Origin of the sequence: Hoylesella marshii DSM 16973 = JCM 13450, from assembly GCF_000146675.1 — a bacterium.
GTDB classification, from domain to species: domain Bacteria; phylum Bacteroidota; class Bacteroidia; order Bacteroidales; family Bacteroidaceae; genus Prevotella; species Prevotella marshii.
In genome coordinates this window covers 87506-109850 of sequence record NZ_GL397214.1, presented here as the reverse complement: position 1 = coordinate 109850, position 22345 = coordinate 87506, and the positions used below count along the sequence as shown (strand labels likewise).

Sequence of the window (22345 nt, the reverse complement as noted above, 5' to 3'; positions counted from 1 at the left end):
CGATTTAGTCTCTGCCGGCACTGCTCGGCGCTCCGGGAGTCCGGATTTAGTCTCTGCCGGCACCGTTCGACACTCTGGGAGCCTGATTTAATCAGTCGCTTTGTAGTCATTTCGCTGATGATGGTAGAATTAAAATAAAATAGAAGTTTTCGCGCATTCAAATATAAATTCGTACCTTTGCGAAGTATATAATCGAACGCAAATGAAATATGCCGTGATAGCTGCCGGCGAGGGTTCGCGCCTCTCTCAAGAGGGCATTACGGTACCCAAGCCTTTGGTAAATGTAAATGGCGAAATGTTGATAGACAGACTTCTGCGCATCTTCGCCGATAATGACGCTCATGAAATGATTGTCATTTGTAATGACCGGACAGCCCTCACAGGGCAGCATCTTACGGATATACAAAACAATGGCTTACAGGGACGCCCCATTCCCTTAAGATTTATCGTTAAGAGTACGCAAAGCTCCATGCATAGCTTGTTTGAGTTAAGTAAGTATCTTGATAATGAACCCTTTTGCCTGACTACCGTAGACACGGTATTTCACGAAAATGAGTTCGCCCGTTACGTGGAATATTTCTCCGGCCTTGCGAACAATGGCAATGCAGAAGGCGTGATGGGCGTAACCGATTACATCGACGACGAAAGTCCACTCTATGTAGGTACGGATGCCGACATGAATATCACGGGATTCTATGACGAACCTCACGACTGCCGTTTTATCTCGGGTGGTATCTACGGGTTTACCCCCGGTGTGCTGCAAACGTTGCGTGCGTGTGTGGAAAGGGGCGAGAATCGTATGCGAAATTTCCAACGTGCCCTTGTGGCCGACGGACGGAAGCTGAAAGCATACCCTTTTTCGAAGATATTAGATATAGACCATGCGGCCGACATACCCAAGGCCAAAACGTTTTTGACCACATGACACGTATTCTCGGTATCACACGCGCACCGCAATACTCCCCTCAGTCGGAAGCGCAAGACATGGCCATCCTGAAAGCCGTTATGGAACGCATGGAGGGGGAGAAACGAATGGTGAACGAGACCGAAGTGGACGATGACTTCGCTGCGAACATCATCTTGTCGATGGGCAGGCAGCCGCTCACGGTGAAATGGTTGAAAGACAAAGAAACCGAGGGTGTGTTGGTTGTAAACAGCGGTTATGGTGTGGAGGCCTGTCAGCGTAGCCATGTCGATAAAATAATGCGGAGCCATGGTGTTCCGATGCCACCTACGACAGGAACGCATGGCTATTGGTTGAAGCGGGGAGATACCTCGGCGCAGACCCGAGACGATGTGGTGTACTGCCGTAACGACAAAGAACTTGCTCAGGCAAAATCGGCTTTTCGGAACCGCGGCATAACAGATATGGTGGTCAGTGCGAATATACAAGGAGATGTGGTGAAATTCTACGGTGTGCGGAAAACAGCATTCTTTCGTTGCTTCTATCCGGGCGACGATGGTATCTCTAAATTCGGCAATGAAGCACGCAACGGTGTTCCCCTGCACTACGCTTTCTCCGTCGAACGTTTGCAGTGCGACGCCGAAAGGCTGGCCGGCCTGCTGCACACCGAGGTTTACGGCGGCGACTGTATTGTTGCGTCAGACGGTACATACAGCATCATTGATTTTAACGACTGGCCAAGTTTTTCACGATGCAGGGAAGAGGCGGCCGAGGCCATTGCAAATAAAGTGCAGGCCGATTGGGAAAGACGAAAGAAACAAGACAATGAATCAATTCAAAGAGCTATTACAGACCTCTTTTAAATCGAATGATACGGAAGAATGGCTCGACGTGTACTTCACGCGTCCCATCGGACTTGTTTTCGCATTCATGTGGAAGAAGCTCGGTGTACACCCTAATGCCGTTACCATCTTATCAATGTTTTTTGGCATGGGAGCAGGCTATATGTTTTACTTCACCGACCTTTGCCACAATCTCGGTGGCATAGTGCTTCTCATGCTGGCCAACTTCTGTGACTCTACGGACGGACAATTAGCGCGCATGACGGGAAAGAAAACCCTTTGGGGACGCATTCTCGATGGTTTTGCAGGCGACGTATGGTTCTTCTGCATCTATTTAGCCATCTGTTTGCGGTTGCAACATCAACCAATGCCTTATACACACACGAATTGGGGAATATGGATATGGATGCTCGCTGCCATCGCCGGTTTTCTCTGTCATTCACCCCAGAGTTCACTGAGCGATTACTACCGGCAGATACATCTGTTCTTCTTAAAAGGAGAGGCCGGCAGTGAATTAGACAGTTACGCAGAGCAACATTCTATCTACAAGTCGTTATCCGGAAAAGGAAACTTTTGGGCGAAAGCCTTTCATTATAACTATGCCTGTTATTGTAAAAGTCAAGAGCGGCGCACCCCCGCATTCCAACGCTTATTTGCGCTATTGAAAGAACAATTCGGGACGTCTGCCGCCATACCTCCGCACGTGAGAGAACAATTCTTAAACGGCAGCAGACCCCTGATGAAATATACCAACATCCTTACATTCAATACCAGAGCAGTATGCATCTATGTCACCTGCCTACTCAACTGTCCGTGGGTATATCTCTTCATCGAAATAACGGTAATGAGTTGTCTATACATCTACATGCACAAGTGCCATGAGGATTTGTGTGTCGATATTGCGAAAACACTCTGACCTATAACAATCAAAACATAAAATGGGAAAAACAATCAAAGGATACATCTTCGACTACGGCGGCACGATTGATACCGCAGGCTGTCATTGGGGGAAAATGCTCTGGCATGCTTACCAGAGACAGGGCGTAAATGTGAGCGAAGCGCAGTTCAGAGCAGCATACGTGTTTGCTGAAAAGACATTAAGCCAATCCCCCCTCATACGTCCAAGCGATACGTTTCGCAAGACCTTGGAGGTGAAGATACGCATAGAAATGGAACACCTTATGACCTCCGGTGCGTGGGACGCAGACGAGGCAGAGTTTCGCGCCAAACATCTCGCCGTATGGAATGACCTGTATCAGAAAGTAGAAACCACGGTGGCGCACAGCAAACAAGTATTGACGACGCTACATGCGCGGTATCCCATGGTGCTGGTCAGCAATTTCTACGGCAATATCAACGCAGTGTTAAAGGAATTCGGGCTCGACGAACTCTTTATGGGCGTAATAGAATCAGCTGTGGTCGGCTATCGGAAACCCGACCTGCGCCTCTTCTCGCTCGGTGTGGAAACCTTGGGGTTGAAGCCCGAAGAGGTGGTGATGGTAGGCGACAGTTTCTACAAAGACATTCTGCCCGCGCAGAGAGTAGGATGCCAAACAGTTTGGCTGAAAGGCGAAGGTTGGAATAAAGAAAGCTACGACGAGCGCGTGCCCGACCGAGTAATAACCTGCTTAGACCAATTACTTCCATCCGAATAATGCCGTTAAAGTTCCATTCGAGTAGTCAGAAGAAGAAAAAATCGCGAAAAAGAGGCTGTACAAGCGGATAAGGGCAGGCCTGCACCGGTTTCTCATCCCACACTAAATAATATCAATAGCAGGAAACAAGATGATAACGTTTTAATATCTGAATATATGAAACAAGGAAATGTGAAGCCGGCAAACGGCAAATTAGGCATCATGGTCGTGGGTTGCGGTGCCGTCGCAACTACTTTCATGACAGGTGTATTGAGCATTCGCAAAGGGTTGAGCAAACCTGTCGGCTCTTTAACGCAGTATGACAAAATCCGTGTGGGTCGAGGTGCCGACAAGCAGTATCGCTCGTATGGCGACATCGTGCCGCTGGCCAGTCTCGACGACATCGTATTCGGCACATGGGACGTTTACCCGCAGAACGCTTATCAAGCCGCCATATATGCGGAAGTGCTCAAAGAGAAAGACATCGAACCGGTGCGCGACGAACTCGAGCAAATCGTACCCATGCAGGCAGCATTTGACCGCAACTATGCCAAAAGGTTGGATGGCGACAATGTGAAAGCCTGCGCCACACGCTGGAAGATGGTAGAATCGTTACGCGAAGATATACGCTCTTTCAAACAACACAACGGTTGTGCACGCATCGTGGTCGTATGGGCAGCCTCCACAGAAATATATGTACCCGTGTATATACCCGTACACGGTACACTGAAAGCACTCGAAGAGGCCATGAAAGCCGATGACCGCGCACACATCGCCCCCTCCATGTGCTACGCATACGCGGCCCTTTCGGAAGGCGCACCATTCATCATGGGCGCACCAAATACGACGGTAGACATTCCGGCCATGTGGCAACTGGCCGAACAGACGCGAATGCCCATCGCAGGAAAAGACTTCAAGACCGGACAAACATTGGTAAAGAGCGGCTTTGCTCCCATCATCGGCACACGCTGTCTGGGATTGAACGGATGGTTCTCCACCAACATTCTCGGCAACCGCGACGGCCTTGTGCTCGACGAACCCGATAACTTCCGCACCAAAGAAGTGAGCAAGCTCTCCACACTCGAAACCATCTTGAAAGCCGAAACACACCCCGACCTCTACAAAGACTACTACCACAAAGTGAGAATCAATTACTATCCGCCACGCAACGACGACAAAGAAGGATGGGACAACATCGACATCTTCGGCTGGATGGGCTATCCCATGCAGATTAAAATCAACTTTCTGTGTCGTGATTCCATTCTGGCTGCGCCACTGTTGTTAGACCTCGTGCTCTTGACAGACCTTGCCGAACGTGCCGGACGTTATGGCATACAACGTTTCTTGAGCTTCTATCTCAAAAGTCCGATGCACGACTATACGCAAGGAGAAGAACCCATCAACAACCTTTACCAGCAGTACACAATGCTGAAAAATGCCCTACGCGAGATGGGCGGTTACGAAGCAGATGAAGAAATCGATTAGAAGATTCCTCACGATTATCCTACTCTGGGCATCAACACTCTTTGCCAATGCCCAGATAACGGGTATCGTACTTGATGCTCAAACAGGCGATACCATCGCCTATCCAAGTGCCTCTTACAAAGGAAGCAGCATAGCTGTTTCCGGAAACTCAGCCGGTGTCTTTTCAGTGGAAAGGCACAACGGCTGGTATCTTACCATCAGTGCCGTAGGTTATGTATCACAGCGCATACTCATCAAATCTTCCACCCCCCACTCGCTCACATTTCGTCTTAAGACAGATACGCATCAGCTCGACGAGGTCGTCGTGAAATCGAAGCGAAAGAAGAAATATAGCCGCAAAAACAATCCCGCTGTGGAACTTATGCAGCGGGTTATAGCAGCAAAAAAACGTACCCATCTCAACAACCACGACTATTATCAATACAACAAATATCAAAAGCTGACGCTGGCGGTCAACGACATCAAACCCGAGGAACTCGAAAGCACACGCTTCAAAAAGTCGCCTTGGCTAATCGAGCAGGTAGAGACCTGTCCTTACAACAATAAACTCATACTGCCCATTTCCATAGATGAAACCGTGATACAACACGTGTACAGAAAGAATCCACGCAGTGAAAAAGATATTATCAAAGGCCAAAGTACCACAGGAGTCAATCAAATCATTGAAACGGGAAGTATCCTCAACACTATGATGAAAGATATTTTCACCGACGTAGACATATACGACGATCAAGTGAGACTGCTGCAATATCCCTTTACCAGCCCCATCGGAAAAGATGCCGTTGCATTTTACAAATTCTTTATAGAAGACACTGTGTATGTAGATAAAGATAAATGCTACCATCTTCAGTTTGCTCCCAATAACTTGCAGGACTTTGGCTTCCGCGGAGAACTTTACATCCTTGCAGACTCTACCTTGCATGTGAAGCGTTGCTTGCTGACCATTCCCACGCGATCCGACGTAAATTTCGTGGAAAACATGCAAATACAGCAAGACTATACGCAACTTCCCAACGGCGAATGGGTGCTTTCTTCCGATGATTTGATGGTAGAGTTGAAAATCAATAATTTGCTCTCCAAAGCAATCGTTTTGCGAACGACCCGACTCACAGACTACGCTTTTGACGAACTGCCCAAGAAATTGTTTCGCGGGAAGGCCAAAGAACGCTATGAAGCAGATGCAAAACTACGCGACGAAAACTTCTGGCAACGATACCGAACCGTAGAACTCACAAAAAGCGAATCATCCATGGATGCTTTCATTCATCGTATGGAACAGACAAAAGGCTTTAAATATCTGCTTTTCGGACTGAAAGCATTGATTGAAAACTTTGTAGAGACGGGCACTGAACGCACAAAGAGCAAGTTCGACATAGGTCCTATCAATACACTCATTTCCAAGAATTTTGTAGACGGAATACGTCTTCGCGCCAGCGGACAAACCACAGCTTCACTCAATTCTCATTGGTTCTGGAAAGGATATTATGCATATGGCACAAAGACCCGCGACCACTATTACAGCTCGCTCGTTACCTATTCATTCAATAAGAAAGAATATCAGCCCACCGAATTTCCCATTCGTACACTCTCCATAGAAACGGCTTACGACGTAATGTCGCCATCGGATAAATTTCTCATGACCGATAAAGACAACGTGTTTACTGCCATACGGTGGCAGAAAGTAGAACAAATGTACTTCTATAACCGACAAAAACTAAAATTCGATTGGGAAACGGATGGAGGCTTTCGTACAACAGCTGCCCTGAAGTTGGAAAGTAATCGCCCCACAGGCGAACTCGTGTTCAATCGCCTTTCCGATGGTCTCTCCATACAAAAGATACGCACTGCCGAGGCATCTATCGGGCTGTTCTATGCTCCGGGCAAAACATATATCAACACCAAACAGCACCGCTTTCCCGTAAATCTTGATGCGCCCGAGTTCAACCTTAGCCATACGATGGGATTCAAAGGCGTCTTTGGCGGACAATACCGCTACAACTATACCGAAGCAAGTTTCTATAAACGTTTTTGGATGAATAGCTGGGGCAAGATTGATACATACGTAAAAGGAGGTGTACAATGGAATAAGGTACCTTTCCCATTGCTTATCATGCCAGCCTCTAATCTCTCTTATTTCATTCACGATGGTACTTTCTCCGTCATGGGAAATATGGAATTTCTTACCGACCGTTTTGTAACGCTTGATATAGGATGGGATTTAAGTGGGAAACTCCTCAATCGGATTCCTCTCGTGAAAAAGCTCAAATGGCGCGAATTTATAGGTATCAAAGGATTGTGGGGCACGCTTACCGACAAGAATAATCCTTTCCTGCCGCAAAACACTGCGGACAAGACGTTGTTCCTGTTCCCCTCCGGAACTCGCATTATCAACTCTAAAGAGCCTTATTGGGAAATGACTATAGGCGTACATAATGTCTTCAAATTCTTTTCCATCGACTATGTACGCCGCCTCAGTTATACTTCTCATATGACGGGGAAAAGAGAGGGTATTCGGTTTAAGTTTGAAATGACGTTCTGAATACCATGTATACGCGAGTTCGGTTTAAGCATCTGTCTAAGTTCTGCTGCGAAGTTAGAGAAATGGGGTGTCTTTTTCCCAATAGTGAGGGTCACTTTTATCATTCCGCTGTACTCCACTGCCGCCTCCTCTCTCACAACTTAAATATTCTTATCCCGAACTGACGTATCACATGGACATACCCGAAGAAATTTGTTATCATCTCTTAAATGTACACGTTGAAAGCAAAGTAAACAAAACAATTCAAGTAACTTTGCCGCGAAAATAACGATAAATATTTAAGATGAATCAAGTAAAATTAGTTTCTCTTGCGCTAATGACGCTAATGAGCGAGGCCGCCTTCGCCGGAGGTCTCCTTACGAACACCAACCAAAACATTATCTTCCTGCGCAATCCTGCCCGCGATGGAGCCATAGGCATCGATGGTGTGTATAGCAATCCTGCAGGCGTTGCTTTCCTCGGAAAGGGACTACACCTGTCGTTCAATGTACAGAATGCCTATCAAACGCGAACCATCCGCAGCGGCATCACCGTACCCTCGTTAGCGAGTACGCCCTACTATCAGCCATTCCGGTTGAATGGTGGTAATGAGGACGGCGTGAAAAGATTCAAGGGTACAGCCTCTGTGCCGATCATTCCGTCAATACAAGCTGCACTGAATTATGACAAGTGGGGATTTCAAGCCGGATTTGCCATTGGGGGCGGAGGCGGTAAGGCAACTTTCAACGACGGTCTCGGGTCATTTGAACGTCAAATTGCCATGATTCCCGCATTGCTTCATGCACAGGGTCTGACAACCACTACACCCGGGTATCGGGTAAACAGTTATATCAACGGACAACAATACATCTTCGGTCTGCAACTGGGTGCTACCTACAAATTCAACGACCATCTGGCCGGCTATGTAGGTGCACGTTTCAACTATGTCTCCAACCGATACGAGGGAAGCATTACCGACATCACAGCCAACATTGGCGGTACCGACTACAATCTCTTTCAGTATTTCGGAGACAAAGCCGTCTCGCTCAAAGAAAAATCTGCACTCTACGAACTGCAAGCCACCCAAACCACCGACCCTGCAAAAAAAGCTGCATTGCAAACGGCAGCAGCACAATATGCCGCAGCAGCCGATCAAATGGACAAGACCAAAAGACAGTTTGCCGACAAGTATCTTGATTGCACCCAGACAGGATGGGGCGTGACACCCATCATCGGTCTCGACTATAAGTATAAGAAGCTGAATGTGGGTGTAAGGTATGAGATGAATACCAATCTGAACATCGAGAACAACACGAAAAGAGATGACACGGGGCTCTTCAAGCATGGAGTGAACACGCCAAACGACATCCCCGGACTCTTCACTCTCGGCGCACAATACGAGGTATCACCCACTGTGCGCGTCATGGCCGGCTACCACCTTTTCTTCGATAAGAATGCCGATATGGCCAACGACAAGCAGAAGCTGCTTGCGGGAAATACCCAAGAGTTTCTTGCCGGAGCGGAGTGGGACATCTCGAAAGTAGTACAGGTGAGTGCCGGCGTACAGCGCACAAAGTATGGCTTAGGCAACGGCGACTACCTCAACGACATGAGTTTCGTGACGAGCAGCTATTCCATTGGCTTTGGTGCCGGCTTTCAAATCTCGGAAAAAGTGAAACTCAACGTGGCATACTTCTGGACAAATTACGAGACCTTTGACAAAGCCTACGACAGCGTCATCAAATCGGGAGTAAGCGAGATAGCAGTAAAGAATACCGATAGCTTTACCCGCACAAACAAAGTCTTCGGCGTGGGATTGGATATCGATATCTAAAACCTCACCTTCGCAGAAGCTCCAGTGACTGTTCGCCCCACATACAATGAGCCGACAAGCCTGTATGTGGGGCGTTTGTTGTATCATCAAAAAATTAAATCTTCCTCAAAACAGCTTTCCAAGTAGTTGGAAGAGAATAAAATATTGCTATCCGGTAAAACTTAAATAACACACAAATTTCTGCGGTTGTGAGCATCCCATATTCTGCTGGTGAGCAAAAGAAATTCTGCTGGTGAGCGGAAAAAAGTTTGCTGGTGAGCGGAAAACGGCTCGCTCGTTGAGACCTTTCTCTACCCTTTGCGCAGAGCGTATCAGCGCTCGTTGTGAGATACGCCGTGCGTGAATCTATGCCTATCCCGCTTTTCCGCTGCCGGCGATGACATTGTATTCTTTCGGAGTAAATGTGTCTTCATAGAGAACCATGCGGGGATGCGCAGCCGACCTGCAGGTATAAGTAAAATTGAATCCGGCTTCCTTGTAGGCTTGCAGATGGGTCGATTCCACAATGGCCTGCAACAGTGAGTCGTGGAGCATTTTCCGGTTCTTATCAATGATGTCGCGGTTGTCCATCCTGTCCGACAACGTGCAATAATAATGATAAGTGCGAGTGGTGCGGTCGAAAGTCACACTGTCCGTGCGCGTATAATTCACGGTAGGCGTAGGACAGTATTTTTCCGTGTATTCGCGTGCCTCCTTGGCAGCGCGGTCTTCGATGCTTTCCTGACACGAAGAGAGCATCATTGCGGAAAAAATGCAGAATAAAGTAACTTTGTTCATACGTTTGATGTTTTGTTGCAAAATTACGAAGAATCCCTTATTTTGTCGCCTTGCTCCTATTTTAAAATACATTAAAAGTAAACGTCCCTTATAGGCGATTTCCCGCCATGTTATCATATTTTCGTATATTTGTCAACGCAAACATACACAACACAGATGAATCTTATACGAAATTTCTGCATCATCGCCCATATCGACCATGGCAAGTCTACCCTTGCAGACCGCTTATTGGAATACACGAACACCATTCAGGTCACTACGGGACAAATGCTCGACGATATGGATCTGGAACGCGAGCGCGGCATCACCATCAAGAGCCACGCCATACAGATGGAGTATGTGCAGGATGGACAGAAATATACGCTGAACTTGATAGACACCCCGGGGCATGTGGACTTCTCCTACGAAGTGTCGCGCAGCATTGCCGCTTGCGAGGGTGCATTGCTCATCGTCGATGCTACGCAGGGCGTGCAGGCACAAACCATCTCAAATCTCTACATGGCCATAGAACACGATTTGGAAATCGTGCCCATCATCAACAAAATCGATATGCCGAGCGCAATGCCCGACGAAGTGGAAGACGAAATCGTCGAGTTGCTCGGATGCGACCGCAAAGACATCATCCGAGCATCAGGAAAAACGGGTGAAGGTGTAGAGGAAATCCTAAGAGCCGTGGTGGAGCGCATCCCCCACCCTAAAGGCGACAAGACCGCTCCGCTGCAAGCGCTCATTTTCGACTCAGTATTCAACTCTTTCCGCGGCATCATCGCCTATTTCAAAATTGAAAACGGAGAAATTCGGAAAGGCGACAAGGTGAAGTTCTTCAACACAGGCATGGAATACGACGCCGACGAGATAGGCGTACTAAAGATGGACATGGTGCCACGCGAGAAGCTCAGCACAGGCGAAGTGGGCTACATCATTAGCGGAATCAAAGATGCCAAAGAGGTGAAAGTGGGCGACACCATCACCCACGTAGCAAAACCCTGCCAATCGGCCATCGCCGGTTTCCAAGAGGTGAAGCCGATGGTCTTTGCGGGTGTTTATCCCATCGACCCTTCCGACTATGAAAACCTGCGTGCCTCGCTGGAAAAGCTACAACTCAACGATGCCTCGCTCACGTTCTCTCCCGAATCGTCTGTCGCCTTAGGGTTCGGCTTCCGGTGCGGCTTTCTCGGTCTGCTCCACATGGAAATCATTCAGGAGCGACTCGACAGAGAGTTCAATATGGACGTGATTACCACCGTGCCCAACGTATCGTACATGGTGTACGACAAGTTAGGAAATGAGCACGAGGTGCACAACCCCTCCGGTCTGCCGGAGCCGACAGCCATCGACCACATCGAAGAACCCTACATTCGCGCCAGCATCATCACAACAACGAATTTCATCGGCCCCATCATGACGCTCTGCCTCGATAAGCGCGGCGAACTCATCAAACAAGAATATGTGAGTGGAAACCGCGTCGAGCTCCACTTCATGCTGCCCCTCGGAGAGATTGTGATAGACTTTTACGACAAGCTGAAGAGCATCTCCAAAGGCTATGCGTCATTCGATTATCATATTGACTCATTCCGCCCCTCCAAATTGGCGAAGCTCGACATCTTGCTCAACGGCGAACCTGTGGATGCACTCTCTACGCTGACACATCAGGACAATGCCGTGACACTCGGCCGGCAGATGTGCGAGAAACTAAAGGAACTCATCCCTCGCCAACAGTTCGACATCGCCATCCAAGCAGCTATCGGAGCCAAAATCGTAGCACGCGAAACAGTGAAATGCGTACGCAAAGACGTTACGGCAAAATGCTATGGCGGCGACGTGAGTCGGAAACGGAAACTACTGGAGAAACAGAAAAAAGGCAAGAAACGCATGAAGCAGATAGGTAACGTAGAGGTGCCGCAGAAAGCTTTCCTTGCCGTACTGAAACTTGACTAATCAACAAATGAAAGAAGGAGAACAATCATGAGAGGTTCGTCTAATACCACACGCGACATTGCAAGAGAATTGGCACGCAAATACAGCACCATGACACACGAGGAACTGGATGTATTGGAAAGTATTCTCGTTCCGATGAAGTTTGCCAAGGGGCAGATGATTCTCAAAGAAGGAGACATCTGCCGAGGCTTCTACTACATCGACACAGGACTGATAAGACAGTTTTATTTCAAAGGCGAAAAAGAAGTAACCGAACACATGGGCGTAGACAATTCCGTGGTCATGTGTATCGAGAGCCTGTTCCGCGAAGAGCCAACTCGATTGCAGATGGAGGCACTTGAGCCCACTATCGTTTACCTGCTGCCCAAACAGGAACTTGAGAATGTGGCACTGCACAACGTGAACATTCAGATACTCTACCGCAAGATTCTGGAGGAGTCGCTCATACTCTCGCAGGTACACGCCGACCTCGTGCGCTTTGAAACGGCACAAGACCGTTACCGTCGTCTCTGCAAACTCATCCCCAAAATGGTACAACGCGCACCACTCATCTACATTGCCAGCTACTTGCAAATGACGCCCGAAACACTGAGCCGCGTGCGTGCATCCACCCTATTGGATTAACACCGGTGCTTCAGATGCCGCGAGTAAACGACTTGTCGCAATGCTGTTGTAAACTTACAAAGGGACAGAACAAAATCCGAGATACAATTCCACCATTGGCAATTGTATCTCGGAAGTTTTATAGACTGATGAAAACAGGACTCATCAATGTGTGGCAGCCCACCACGATGTCAATTTCTTATTCACTGCCGCCCGCTCAAAAGTGGATACGGTGGGGTCGCTGATGGTGAGACCGCTGAAAGTGGAAACGGGTATCTTGGGCGACGGCAACTGCCCCAGCGCGGTGTATGCCATCGGAGTATGCGCTTTGAAAGGCACCAACTTATCCAATGTTGTTTGAAAATCGACGTAAAGAATGGGGTCGGTGCACAACTTGCTCACGTAGTCACCCATATCATAGAAAATCACGTCGTGATAGCCGTCTAATCGCTGCACCGACGTAGCATTACTCAACGTGAAACGACTGTTGATGATGCGCATCACACCGGCCATCTCCTCTGCATAGCGGCAATCTGTCACGCCAATGTTTCCGTAAGGGTATGAATAGGTGGAATAAAAATGGTGGAACGTCTCAACCACTTTCCGATAGTCGGGCAAGGGCTGCACGAGATACTTCCACATCTGGTGATAGGGCATGCCATAGGCCATAATCTCGCTGCAACAGCCAATAAGATGGTCGGCAACGTGGCGCAACTCGTAGGCCACCTCGACGTTCGACATGTAACAGTCGTCGAACATAACGAACTGCATCTTCATTCCCGCATCTTTTATTCCGTCGGCCAATACGGGGATGTTTGTCTGAGTGTAAGGTTCGGTACCACCGAAATAACGGGTCTGCACGCGACTTCTTCCGCCATTGGAGAAAAGCCATCCGGTGCCGTGGCATCCTATTATCATTGCATATTGATTGGCCGGTGCTTGCCGCTTCACTCGATTCAAAATGCGGGAAATGCCGCTGGAGGTCGTGAAAGCGGGGATGTTTGCGGCATTGTATGTTTCCAGTGTATCTTGCTTGCAGATGCCGCCGGCATAGGTAATCTCCATCATCACGGCCGTTGTACCCGATGTGGAAATAAACACTATCACGCGGTTCTTCCCCAATCCGCCATCGGCCTGTATGGCTGTTTTCATATCCCTAAGATTCTGTTGAAACGCATCGTAAAGGCTGCCGGAGTGGCCACTTCTACTCGCGCTCCAAGGCATGTAGACAAACACTGTCTTGTCGGCCTGTGCTTGCGGGATGGGGTATGGTGCAAGTACGTCGCTATCGCATGACGCGATAACGAACAATAGCGTACCGAGGAGGAATTGCAGGAGTTTCTTCATTGCTTTTTGAGTTCAGACAGCGATTGTTTCAAGGCAGTTATCTTCTCCTCGGAATCGCTTTGTTTTTTGCGTTCGAGGGCTACGACAGCCTCAGGAGCATTGGCTACGAAACGTTCGTTGGCGAGTTTCTTTTTGATGCCCGCGAGGAATCCCTCAAGATGAGCCAGCAGGGCTTCCTGCTTTTTGATTTCGGCCTCAATGTCTATGAGGCTGCCAACGGGTACGGCATATTCGTCGGTTCCGACCATGAATTGCGCAGTATCGGCAGCCTTTTCACTCACGGTTTCTATGCTGGCGAGGTTAGCCATCTTTATAACGATGCCGTCGTAAGCTGCGAATCGGTTCTGTCCGATTGCGTGGAGAACGAGTTGTTCTTTGGGGGCGATATTCTTTTGATTGCGAACGGTGCGAACGCCGCTAACAATCTGCTTCACGAGTTCAATATCGGAGCTTAGCCGCTTGTCATCCTCCGTAGGAACAGCGATCTGCAATCTTTCGCACATGATGGATTCACCAGCCTTACGATCGAAAAGATGTTGCCACAATTCTTCGGTGATAAAAGGCATAAATGGGTGAAGCATGTTGAGCAAGGTCTCGAAGAATCTAAGCGTAATGTTGTAACTTACGCGGTCGATAGCCGTACCGTAAGCAGGCTTAATCATTTCGAGATACCAGCCGGAGAACTCGTCCCAAAAGAGACGATAGACGACCATCAAGGCCTCCGAGATGCGATACTTCGAGAATAAGTCGTTCAACTCCTCGTTGGTCTCGCGAAGTTTGGCTTCGAACCATCGGCTAGCGATTCGGCTAGCGTCGGACTGTTCAGTATCGGCAACTTCCCATCCCTTCACGAGTCGGAAGGCATTCCAAATCTTGTTGTTGAAATTGCGTCCTTGTTCGCACAACGTTTCATCGAAGAGAATATCGTTGCCGGCCGGTGCAGAGAGCATCATTCCCATTCGTACACCATCGGCACCATATTTATCAATCAATTCTATTGGATCAGGAGAATTGCCAAGTGATTTCGACATCTTGCGGCCGAGCTTGTCGCGCACAATACCCGTGAAATACACATTCTTGAAAGGCATCTTACACTTGTATTCGTAGCCTGCCATAATCATTCGTGCCACCCAGAAAAAAATAATATCGGGGCCGGTTACGAGGTCGCTCGTGGGATAATAATATTTTATATCCTCGTTGTCCGGATGGTTGATTCCGTCAAAGACGGAAATAGGCCAGAGCCACGACGAAAACCACGTGTCAAGACAATCTTCATCCTGCTGAAGATCGGTAGCAGTCAATGCATTGCATTTCTGTTTTGCCTTTGTCAAAGCCTCTTCGGCAGAAGGTGCAACCACATATTCGCGCTTGCCATCGACAGTGAAATAATAAGCCGGAATGCGATGCCCCCACCACAGCTGTCGTGAGATGCACCAGTCTTTGATATTTTCGAGCCAATGGTGATAGGTGTTCTTGTATTTCTGCGGATAGAAACGAATGTCATCGTCCATCACCGGCTGCAGTGCAAGATCGGCAAAATGCTGCATCTTAAGGAACCATTGTGTAGACAGTTTCGGTTCGATGGGCACGTGCGTACGCTCAGAATATCCAACCTTGTTATCATAATCTTCCACCTTTTCCATTAATCCCGCGTCTTCGAGATCTATGGCTATCTGCTTGCGCACGTCCATACGATCCATGCCGACGTAAAGTCCGGCAGCTTCGGAGATTGTTCCGTTGTCGTTGAAAATGTCGATGGTTGCAAGACCGTGCTTCAATCCGAGCTGATGATCATTGATATCGTGCGCGGGTGTCACCTTCAGGCATCCGGTACCGAACTCTACATCCACATACTCATCTTCGATGACAGGAATCTCCCTGCCCACCAACGGAACAACAACGTGCTTGCCTTTGAGCCACGTATTCTTCGGGTCGTTGGGGTTGATACACATGGCCGTGTCGCCCATAATCGTCTCCGGACGTGTGGTAGCCACGATAGCATATCGACCGGGCTCCTCAACCACCATATATTTGAGATAGTAGAGCTTTGAATGTTCCTCCTTATATATTACCTCTTCATCGCTCAACGCTGTTTGTGCCTGCGGGTCCCAATTCACCATACGCACACCACGATAGATGAAACCTTTATCGTATAAATCGCAGAACACCTTGATGACACTATTCGACCGTTCCTCATCCATTGTGAACGCTGTACGATTCCAATCGCACGAAGCTCCTAACCGGCGCAATTGCTTCAGGATGATGCCACCATGCTCATTCGTCCAATCCCACGCATGTTTCAGGAACTCATCACGAGTCATATCGGTTTTCTTTATTCCCTGCTCGGCCAGTTTAGCTACAACCTTCGCCTCCGTAGCAATCGAGGCATGGTCGGTTCCCGGAACCCAGCACGCGTTTTTCCCCTCCATACGAGCGCGACGCACCAGTATGTCCTGTATCGTATTGTTCAACATGTGCCCCATGTGCAACACACCGGTTACGTTGGGTGGAGGCATCACAATCGTATAAGGTTCTCTCGTGTTATCCGGTTTGCTGGCAAAAAGCTTATTGTCAAGCCAATATTGATACCATTTCGACTCCACTTCTTTCGGGTCATACTTACTTGCTAATTCCATCTTAATACGTCAATTGGTTGAATAAAACGCTGCAAATTTACACAATTTCAATGGAAAATATGTAGCTTTGCACCATTAAAAGCTGGATTATGCACACACGTGAAGAGAAATTGGAAGCCTTCGGAAGGCTACTTGATGTATTGGACAATCTACGGGAAAAATGTCCTTGGGACAGGAAGCAGACCAACGAAAGCCTACGTCCCAATACCATCGAAGAGGTTTTCGAGTTATGCGATGCGTTGATGAAGAATGATCGCAAAGACATTTGCAAGGAATTAGGAGACGTTCTCGAACACGTGCTCTTCTATGCCATCATCGGTAGTGAAGCCAACAACTTCGATATTGCCGATGTCTGCAACCAAGAGGCTGACAAACTGATATTCCGCCATCCGCATATTTACGGTGACACAAAAGCTGACACGGAAGAAGCCGTATTGCAGACGTGGGAGCAAATCAAGCTAAAAGAAAAAGACGGAAACAAGACCGTACTTGCCGGCGTTCCCGATGCGCTCCCCTCGGTCATCAAGGCCTACCGCATACAAGACAAAGCCCGCAACGTAGGCTTCGACTGGCAGAAACGTGAAGATGTATGGGATAAGGTAAGCGAAGAGCTGAACGAGTTGCGCACAGAGCTGGAACGGGAAGACAAAGATGCCTCCACCGACGAGTTGGGCGACTTCCTTTTCAGTGTCATCAATGCCGCCCGTCTCTATCATCTCAACCCCGACAATGCCTTAGAGCGTACCAATCGCAAGTTTATCAACCGCTTCAACTACATTGAGCAACATTCCATCAAAGCGGGAAGACCGCTCACCGACATGACCTTGGAAGAGATGGACGCCCTTTGGAATGAGGCCAAAGCACAGGAAAAACTATCGTAAACATTTTCACTCTATCATCATACGACTTATGAAAGCAATCAAACTTATTCCCTGCCTCATCGCACTAATGATATGCGCTTCGGGCTGCCATCTATCTAACAAGAATGCAGGACAACCGTCCTCCAACGACTCCCTTTCGCAAACATCCTCGGCAGACACCACCGTCTACGGCATTTGCGGTGACGGAACGTCCATGCATAGCCTTGAACTTGTGACCGACGAAGGTAACACTTTTACTTATCTCATCGACGACGAAGATGCCACCCCTGTCGTGAAAGGCGGACTACTGGCCGGCGACAGGATGGCAGTTGTAGGTAACCAAATAGGCGATGAACGTATGGCCACCACCGTTATCAATCTCACTACCCTCATGGGAAAATGGACGAGTCTGGACAAGAACTTCGAGCTAAAAGAGGGTGGATTGGTGGAATCCCATGTCCAAGCTGAGAGCAATCCCTATACAAGCTGGAAAATATTCAACGGACAACTGCTGCTCAACCGCGACACTTTTACCATCAACACCCTTGGTGCCGATTCCCTCATGCTGGAAAACAGACGCGGCATCTTCGTCTACAAGCGACAGAAATAACCTGCTTCCCCGATGGAGCCGTTCAGAATACACATCCTCGGATGCGGTAGCGCCCTGCCCACACTGAAACACTATGCCACTTCGCAGATAGTGGAGCTACGCGAAAAGCTCTTCATGATAGACTGCGGCGAGGGTACGCAGATTCAGCTTCGTCGCTCAAAAATACGTTTCACCAAACTCGGTGCCATCTTCATCTCCCATCTCCATGGCGACCATTGCTTCGGTCTTATCGGTCTCATCAGTACCTTCGGCTTGCTCGGACGCACTGCCGCCCTCCATGTCTACGCCCCGAAAGAACTCGAAGGAATGCTTCATGCGCAGATAGAATTGTTTTGCCACGGCCTCGAATTCGAGGTCGTCTTCCACGCCGTAGACACCACACGCACCGCCGTCGTCTACGAAGACCGAAGCCTCACCGTAGAAACCATTCCCCTGCAACACCGCATACCCCGCTGCGGATATCTTTTCCGAGAAAAGCCCACCCTACCCCACATACGGAGCGACATGATAGACTTCTATCGCATACCTGTGAGCCAAATCAACAATATCAAGTCCGGTGCCGATTGGACAACCGATGAGGGTGAATTCATCCCCAACGTCCGGCTCGTTTCTCCACCCGACCGCCCCCGCAGCTATGCCTATTGCTCCGACACACGCTATATCCCTACACTCCACCGACTCGTCGAGGGTGCAGACTGTCTCTACCACGAGGCGACCTACACACACGACCTCCTTTCCCGTGCCCGTCTCTACTACCACAGCACGGCACGACAAGCTGCCACCGTGGCACGCGATGCCCATGTCTCTAAACTCCTTTTAGGACACTACAGTGCACGATACGATGATGAGCAAACTCTGCTCCTCGAAGCCCGTTCCGTCTTTCCCCCATCGTTTCTCTCTTACGAAGGTGCCATCTTCGACGTATAATCACTTCCCACCCTCTGCAAAGGCCACAACATCAAGGTCGGCATTCGTACCCCGTACAGATGCCGTTTGTCCGTGCCACAGATGCCGTTTATACAGGGCAAAGTCGGCAATCTTTCACAACCCCCACTGTATAAGGGGGAGCGATGGACTACAGTAGGAATGTCATCATTAGAGACATCTCGGGCAAAGTTTTTTAGTTTTTTCTTGTTCGCTTAAGAATCTTTATGTATCTTTGCCGCGGTAAAAAGAAGTCAAGGTATTAAATCAAGTATTCGTGAGCAGACTAACCCTAATTTATAAAAGTATTGGCGAGGTAAAGAGAAATGTGTGTTTCTCCTTATCTTTTAACACTTTATATTTGGTCAGCCCGAATATTTTGCTAACACACACACACACACACACAATGCAGACGTATATTATATAAGGGACGCGCACGCACACGCGTAATATACAGCATATATAACGAAAACAACAGCCTGCAAAGGTATTCTACGGAATATTCTTGCAGGCTTTTTCGTGCCCTTTATCAACTTCAGCAAGAGGAGAAATGAGAACAAATGATTGAAACATTTTAAACAAATGAATATGATGAAACGACTTTTATTTTTATCAACATTGTTGATTGCTTTCTGCTTTCATGTGCAGGCATGGGACAGCGGTGCAAACCGAGAGAACAAAGGAAAGCAGAGCAATTGGAAGTGGCGTATCTATACGCCGAATTGGGGAGGGTCTCCTCCGTGGGGTGCAAGTCAAATCCATTATGTTTATGATGCGGGCGGTGGTCGTAGCCTTTATGGGAACGTTGATTTACCAATGGACTTATGGGATATAGTTGTGGTAGACGCATTGGGGAGATCCCAGTATGCTTGGCGTGGGTATCCCTATACGCATTTAGGAGGAGGCCTTTTTAAAGACACGGGTATTACAGGAATAACCGGCATGAATTATACCTACACCAATCCTGTTACCGGTCAGACATGGCAGCCTTTCAATATTCAATTTATTGGTGAGAGGTGTTTTCAGAACTCGGCTATACAAGGTGAAGTGCTTAACTACACGCCACCCTCTGTAAACGATATCCGTTCTTATGCTTTTGCTCAATGCCGTAGTCTCAGTGGTAACTTGGTGACCCCACAGAATGTCACTGTTATTCATGATGGAACCTATCAAGACTGCACGGGTATAACAGGCAACTGTCATGTTCAGGATGTCGTTACGGCGATTGGTGGAGAAGCTTTCGCACGAAATGAGAATATGGCGGGTTGGCTTCATCTCTCCAATAATCTACAGTCTATTGGAGCAAAAGCATTTAATAGTTGCCGCAAGCTCACGGGTAATCTTTACGTGCCCAATTCGGTGAACAGTATGGGGATTGCCGTATTTGAGAACTGTACGAATTTAAACGGATGGCTCGACTATGCTGATAATATGACTACAGTTCCCGATTACACTTTCCATAATTGCAATAATCTGCATGGCAGTATTGTTCTTCCACCCAAAGTGGCAACCGTTGGGCATTATGCTTTTCAAAGTGATTATAATTTCGATGGACAACTCTACCTACAAGGTAATGTGTGGTTCATTGGCGCGCATGCTTTTGAGCATTGTCATCGCCTGAATGGTAATCTTGACCTCCACACGGTAACACGATTATCAGAATATTCATTTAACGATTGTCCCGGTTTCAATGGGCAGCTCATTTTATCAGGCTCGCTGGAGAACGTCCCCACCTTCTGTTTCAATAATTGCTATCACCTATCGGGCACACTCAATATTCCCCGTGCAGATTTTATAGGAGCTAATGCTTTTCAGAATTGTTCCGGCTTTACAGCCCTTTCTCTTCCCAATACATTGCAACACATTGATAATGATGCTTTCCATGGCTGTTTTAATATGCGTGGCGATTTGCACATACCCGCTTCAGTATGGATTGGTGACAGAGCGTTCAGAGACTGTAGAGGATTTAACGGACGTCTTTATCTTCCCAACAATTTAACTGACATCCGCTATGCCGCCTTTTGGGAATGTAATAATCTGAGCGGTGACCTTGTGTTCCCTGCCAGCTTACAAAAGATAGGCCAAGAAGCATTTGTAAATTGTTATCATCTCACAGGTAACGTCAGAATACCTGCTGCTGTCAGAGAAATAGGCTATCACACATTTTGGCAGTGTATGGATTTAGAGAGTTTTACCTTTGATTCAGGTTCACAGCTTACTACCATTGGCGAGGGAGCTTGGGCAAATTGTTACAGTTTGAAATATATCGATATGCTCGGTTGCCAACCCTTAACGGCTTCGGTCATCTCGCGTAATGTGACGGGGTCACCCTTTACATTGGCTTATCCTTATACCCTTGTTTATCTGCCCAACGGAACGAATAAGTCAAAGATTAGACAGGGTGATGTAAACTTCGTTGTAGATGGGCAATGCGACAACTTTGTGGTTTATGACACCCATGAGAAATACAAAGGAAACCGTGGCTGTGACTACGAAATCAAGCATCAGTTCACAGCAACTAAAGCCAACTATACCCGCACATTCTCAGGCGCGGATGCCGCAACACTCTTCCTGCCTTATCCCACCACGTTGCCCACAGGCATGGTGGCCTACGAACTGAAACGGATGAAGCGGGCAAACGGAGAATCTTATTTCGTCTTTGCTCCCCTACCAACATCGGCAACACTCGATGCTAACAAGCCCTATGTGGTGCGTGTAACCGACGGCGGGAGCCACAACCTGCCCGAGATGCACAACGTCGTGGTACCCGTTACTCCCGCATTGTCTGCAACCGGCGTGATAAGTCCGCTCGACACAGATTGGATGATCAACGGCACCACACAATTCATCCCCAACACCACGGCGGCAGGAATGAAAGCCTATAACCTAAACGTAGGCAACACATGGCTACCCGTCACCACGGCCAACCCTAACGGGTATATCCATTCGTTCCGTGCATTCCTCACAAGTCCCACAGGAAAGGCAGCTGCCAAGAGTTTCATCATGGTGCTTGAAGAGGGACCTGTAGTGACCGACATCAACAGCGTTCGCAAGGGTGAAGCCGACGTCAGGAACGGCCGCTACCCATTCTACTCGCTCGACGGTAAGAATCTCGGTCGCGACTATAACCGTCTACCCTCGGGCAACATCTACATAGTGAACGGAAAGAAATTCTATAAAAACTAAGCACGCTATGAAACAGCAATATCAACGACCCGAAATAACAATTCTCCCCATGGAAGAAGAAATGATGCAAACCTTTACGACAAAAGTAGGCCCCGGTCCCTCGCCGGGTGGCGGACTGGGCAAAGACGGCTTCTTCGATGAGGACGAGGAGAACGAGCAAACCCTGTCGGATTATCAGCCGTGGCAGGAATAGAGCCCCAGAACAGTATGCAGAAGGTTTGTACCTCTGTGATGCAACCTCCGGAAA

At 48.2% G+C, this 22345-nt stretch carries 17 protein-coding genes; 14 read left to right on the top strand and 3 right to left on the bottom strand.

Features of this window, described 5'->3' with window-relative positions:
• Nucleotides 1-202: 202 nt before the first annotated feature.
• The 7 genes from HMPREF0658_RS00465 to HMPREF0658_RS00435 all read left to right on the top strand — a co-directional run bounded on the left by HMPREF0658_RS00465 (nucleotide 203) and on the right by HMPREF0658_RS00435 (nucleotide 9217).
• A complete protein-coding gene (locus HMPREF0658_RS00465; RefSeq protein WP_006947754.1) occupies nucleotides 203-925 on the top strand; it encodes a nucleotidyltransferase family protein in 723 nt (240 codons plus the stop codon).
• The gene (locus HMPREF0658_RS00460) at nucleotides 922-1767 is read left to right on the top strand and encodes a hypothetical protein (protein ID WP_006947753.1); all 846 of its coding nucleotides are present in this window, start codon (nucleotides 922-924) and stop codon (nucleotides 1765-1767) included. The genes HMPREF0658_RS00465 and HMPREF0658_RS00460 overlap by 4 nt, the downstream gene beginning before the upstream one ends.
• A complete protein-coding gene (locus HMPREF0658_RS00455) occupies nucleotides 1730-2662 on the top strand; it encodes a CDP-alcohol phosphatidyltransferase family protein (RefSeq protein WP_006947752.1) in 933 nt (310 codons plus the stop codon). Before HMPREF0658_RS00460 ends, HMPREF0658_RS00455 begins: the two co-directional genes overlap by 38 nt.
• A 22-nt stretch (nucleotides 2663-2684) precedes the next feature.
• Entirely contained in the window at nucleotides 2685-3401 is a 717-nt protein-coding gene (locus HMPREF0658_RS00450) for an HAD family hydrolase (RefSeq protein ID WP_006947751.1), read from the top strand.
• Nucleotides 3402-3557: 156 nt separating this feature from the next.
• A complete protein-coding gene (locus HMPREF0658_RS00445; protein WP_006947750.1) occupies nucleotides 3558-4865 on the top strand; it encodes an inositol-3-phosphate synthase in 1308 nt (435 codons plus the stop codon).
• Nucleotides 4849-7404: a DUF5686 family protein gene (locus HMPREF0658_RS00440; protein WP_006947749.1), complete on the top strand. Its 2556-nt coding sequence runs from the start codon at nucleotides 4849-4851 to the stop codon at nucleotides 7402-7404. The genes HMPREF0658_RS00445 and HMPREF0658_RS00440 overlap by 17 nt, the downstream gene beginning before the upstream one ends.
• Nucleotides 7405-7687: 283 nt before the next feature.
• Nucleotides 7688-9217, top strand: a complete 1530-nt coding sequence (locus HMPREF0658_RS00435; RefSeq protein WP_006947748.1) for a hypothetical protein — start codon at nucleotides 7688-7690, stop codon at nucleotides 9215-9217.
• Nucleotides 9218-9568: 351 nt separating this feature from the next.
• On the opposite strand, the gene HMPREF0658_RS00430 is transcribed toward HMPREF0658_RS00435, so the two are convergent.
• Entirely contained in the window at nucleotides 9569-9994 is a 426-nt protein-coding gene (locus tag HMPREF0658_RS00430) for a hypothetical protein (RefSeq protein ID WP_024990922.1), read from the bottom strand.
• Nucleotides 9995-10150: 156 nt separating this feature from the next.
• Between HMPREF0658_RS00430 and lepA the strand changes: the two genes are divergently transcribed.
• Both lepA and HMPREF0658_RS00420 read left to right on the top strand, forming a co-directional pair.
• Nucleotides 10151-11932: a translation elongation factor 4 gene (gene lepA / locus HMPREF0658_RS00425; protein WP_006947743.1), complete on the top strand. Its 1782-nt coding sequence runs from the start codon at nucleotides 10151-10153 to the stop codon at nucleotides 11930-11932.
• A gap of 27 nt (nucleotides 11933-11959) precedes the next feature.
• Complete coding sequence (locus HMPREF0658_RS00420; RefSeq protein WP_006947742.1) at nucleotides 11960-12556, top strand: Crp/Fnr family transcriptional regulator; 597 nt, start codon at nucleotides 11960-11962, stop codon at nucleotides 12554-12556.
• 144 nt (nucleotides 12557-12700) lie between these two features.
• Here HMPREF0658_RS00420 and HMPREF0658_RS00415 read toward each other — a convergent pair whose 3' ends face one another.
• Nucleotides 12701-13882 (bottom strand): clostripain-related cysteine peptidase, encoded by a 1182-nt coding sequence (locus tag HMPREF0658_RS00415; protein ID WP_006947739.1) that lies wholly within the window; start codon nucleotides 13880-13882, stop codon nucleotides 12701-12703.
• Nucleotides 13879-16518 (bottom strand): valine--tRNA ligase, encoded by a 2640-nt coding sequence (locus HMPREF0658_RS00410; RefSeq protein ID WP_006947738.1) that lies wholly within the window; start codon nucleotides 16516-16518, stop codon nucleotides 13879-13881. Before HMPREF0658_RS00410 ends, HMPREF0658_RS00415 begins: the two co-directional genes overlap by 4 nt.
• Nucleotides 16519-16607: 89 nt before the next feature.
• Between HMPREF0658_RS00410 and mazG the strand changes: the two genes are divergently transcribed.
• The 5 genes from mazG to HMPREF0658_RS00385 all read left to right on the top strand — a co-directional run bounded on the left by mazG (nucleotide 16608) and on the right by HMPREF0658_RS00385 (nucleotide 22291).
• The gene (mazG, locus tag HMPREF0658_RS00405; protein ID WP_006947737.1) at nucleotides 16608-17399 is read left to right on the top strand and encodes a nucleoside triphosphate pyrophosphohydrolase; all 792 of its coding nucleotides are present in this window, start codon (nucleotides 16608-16610) and stop codon (nucleotides 17397-17399) included.
• Between the two features lie 28 nt (nucleotides 17400-17427).
• Nucleotides 17428-17988, top strand: coding sequence for a lipocalin family protein (locus HMPREF0658_RS00400; RefSeq protein WP_006947736.1), 561 nt, complete (start codon nucleotides 17428-17430; stop codon nucleotides 17986-17988).
• A 12-nt stretch (nucleotides 17989-18000) separates the two neighbouring features.
• Nucleotides 18001-18915 carry a ribonuclease Z gene (locus HMPREF0658_RS00395; protein ID WP_006947735.1) on the top strand — a complete coding sequence of 305 codons (915 nt, stop codon included), beginning with the start codon at nucleotides 18001-18003 and terminating at the stop codon, nucleotides 18913-18915.
• 585 nt (nucleotides 18916-19500) lie between these two features.
• A complete protein-coding gene (locus HMPREF0658_RS00390) occupies nucleotides 19501-22098 on the top strand; it encodes a leucine-rich repeat domain-containing protein (RefSeq protein WP_169302850.1) in 2598 nt (865 codons plus the stop codon).
• 7 nt (nucleotides 22099-22105) lie between these two features.
• A complete protein-coding gene (locus HMPREF0658_RS00385; RefSeq protein WP_006947733.1) occupies nucleotides 22106-22291 on the top strand; it encodes a hypothetical protein in 186 nt (61 codons plus the stop codon).
• Nucleotides 22292-22345: the final 54 nt, after the last annotated feature.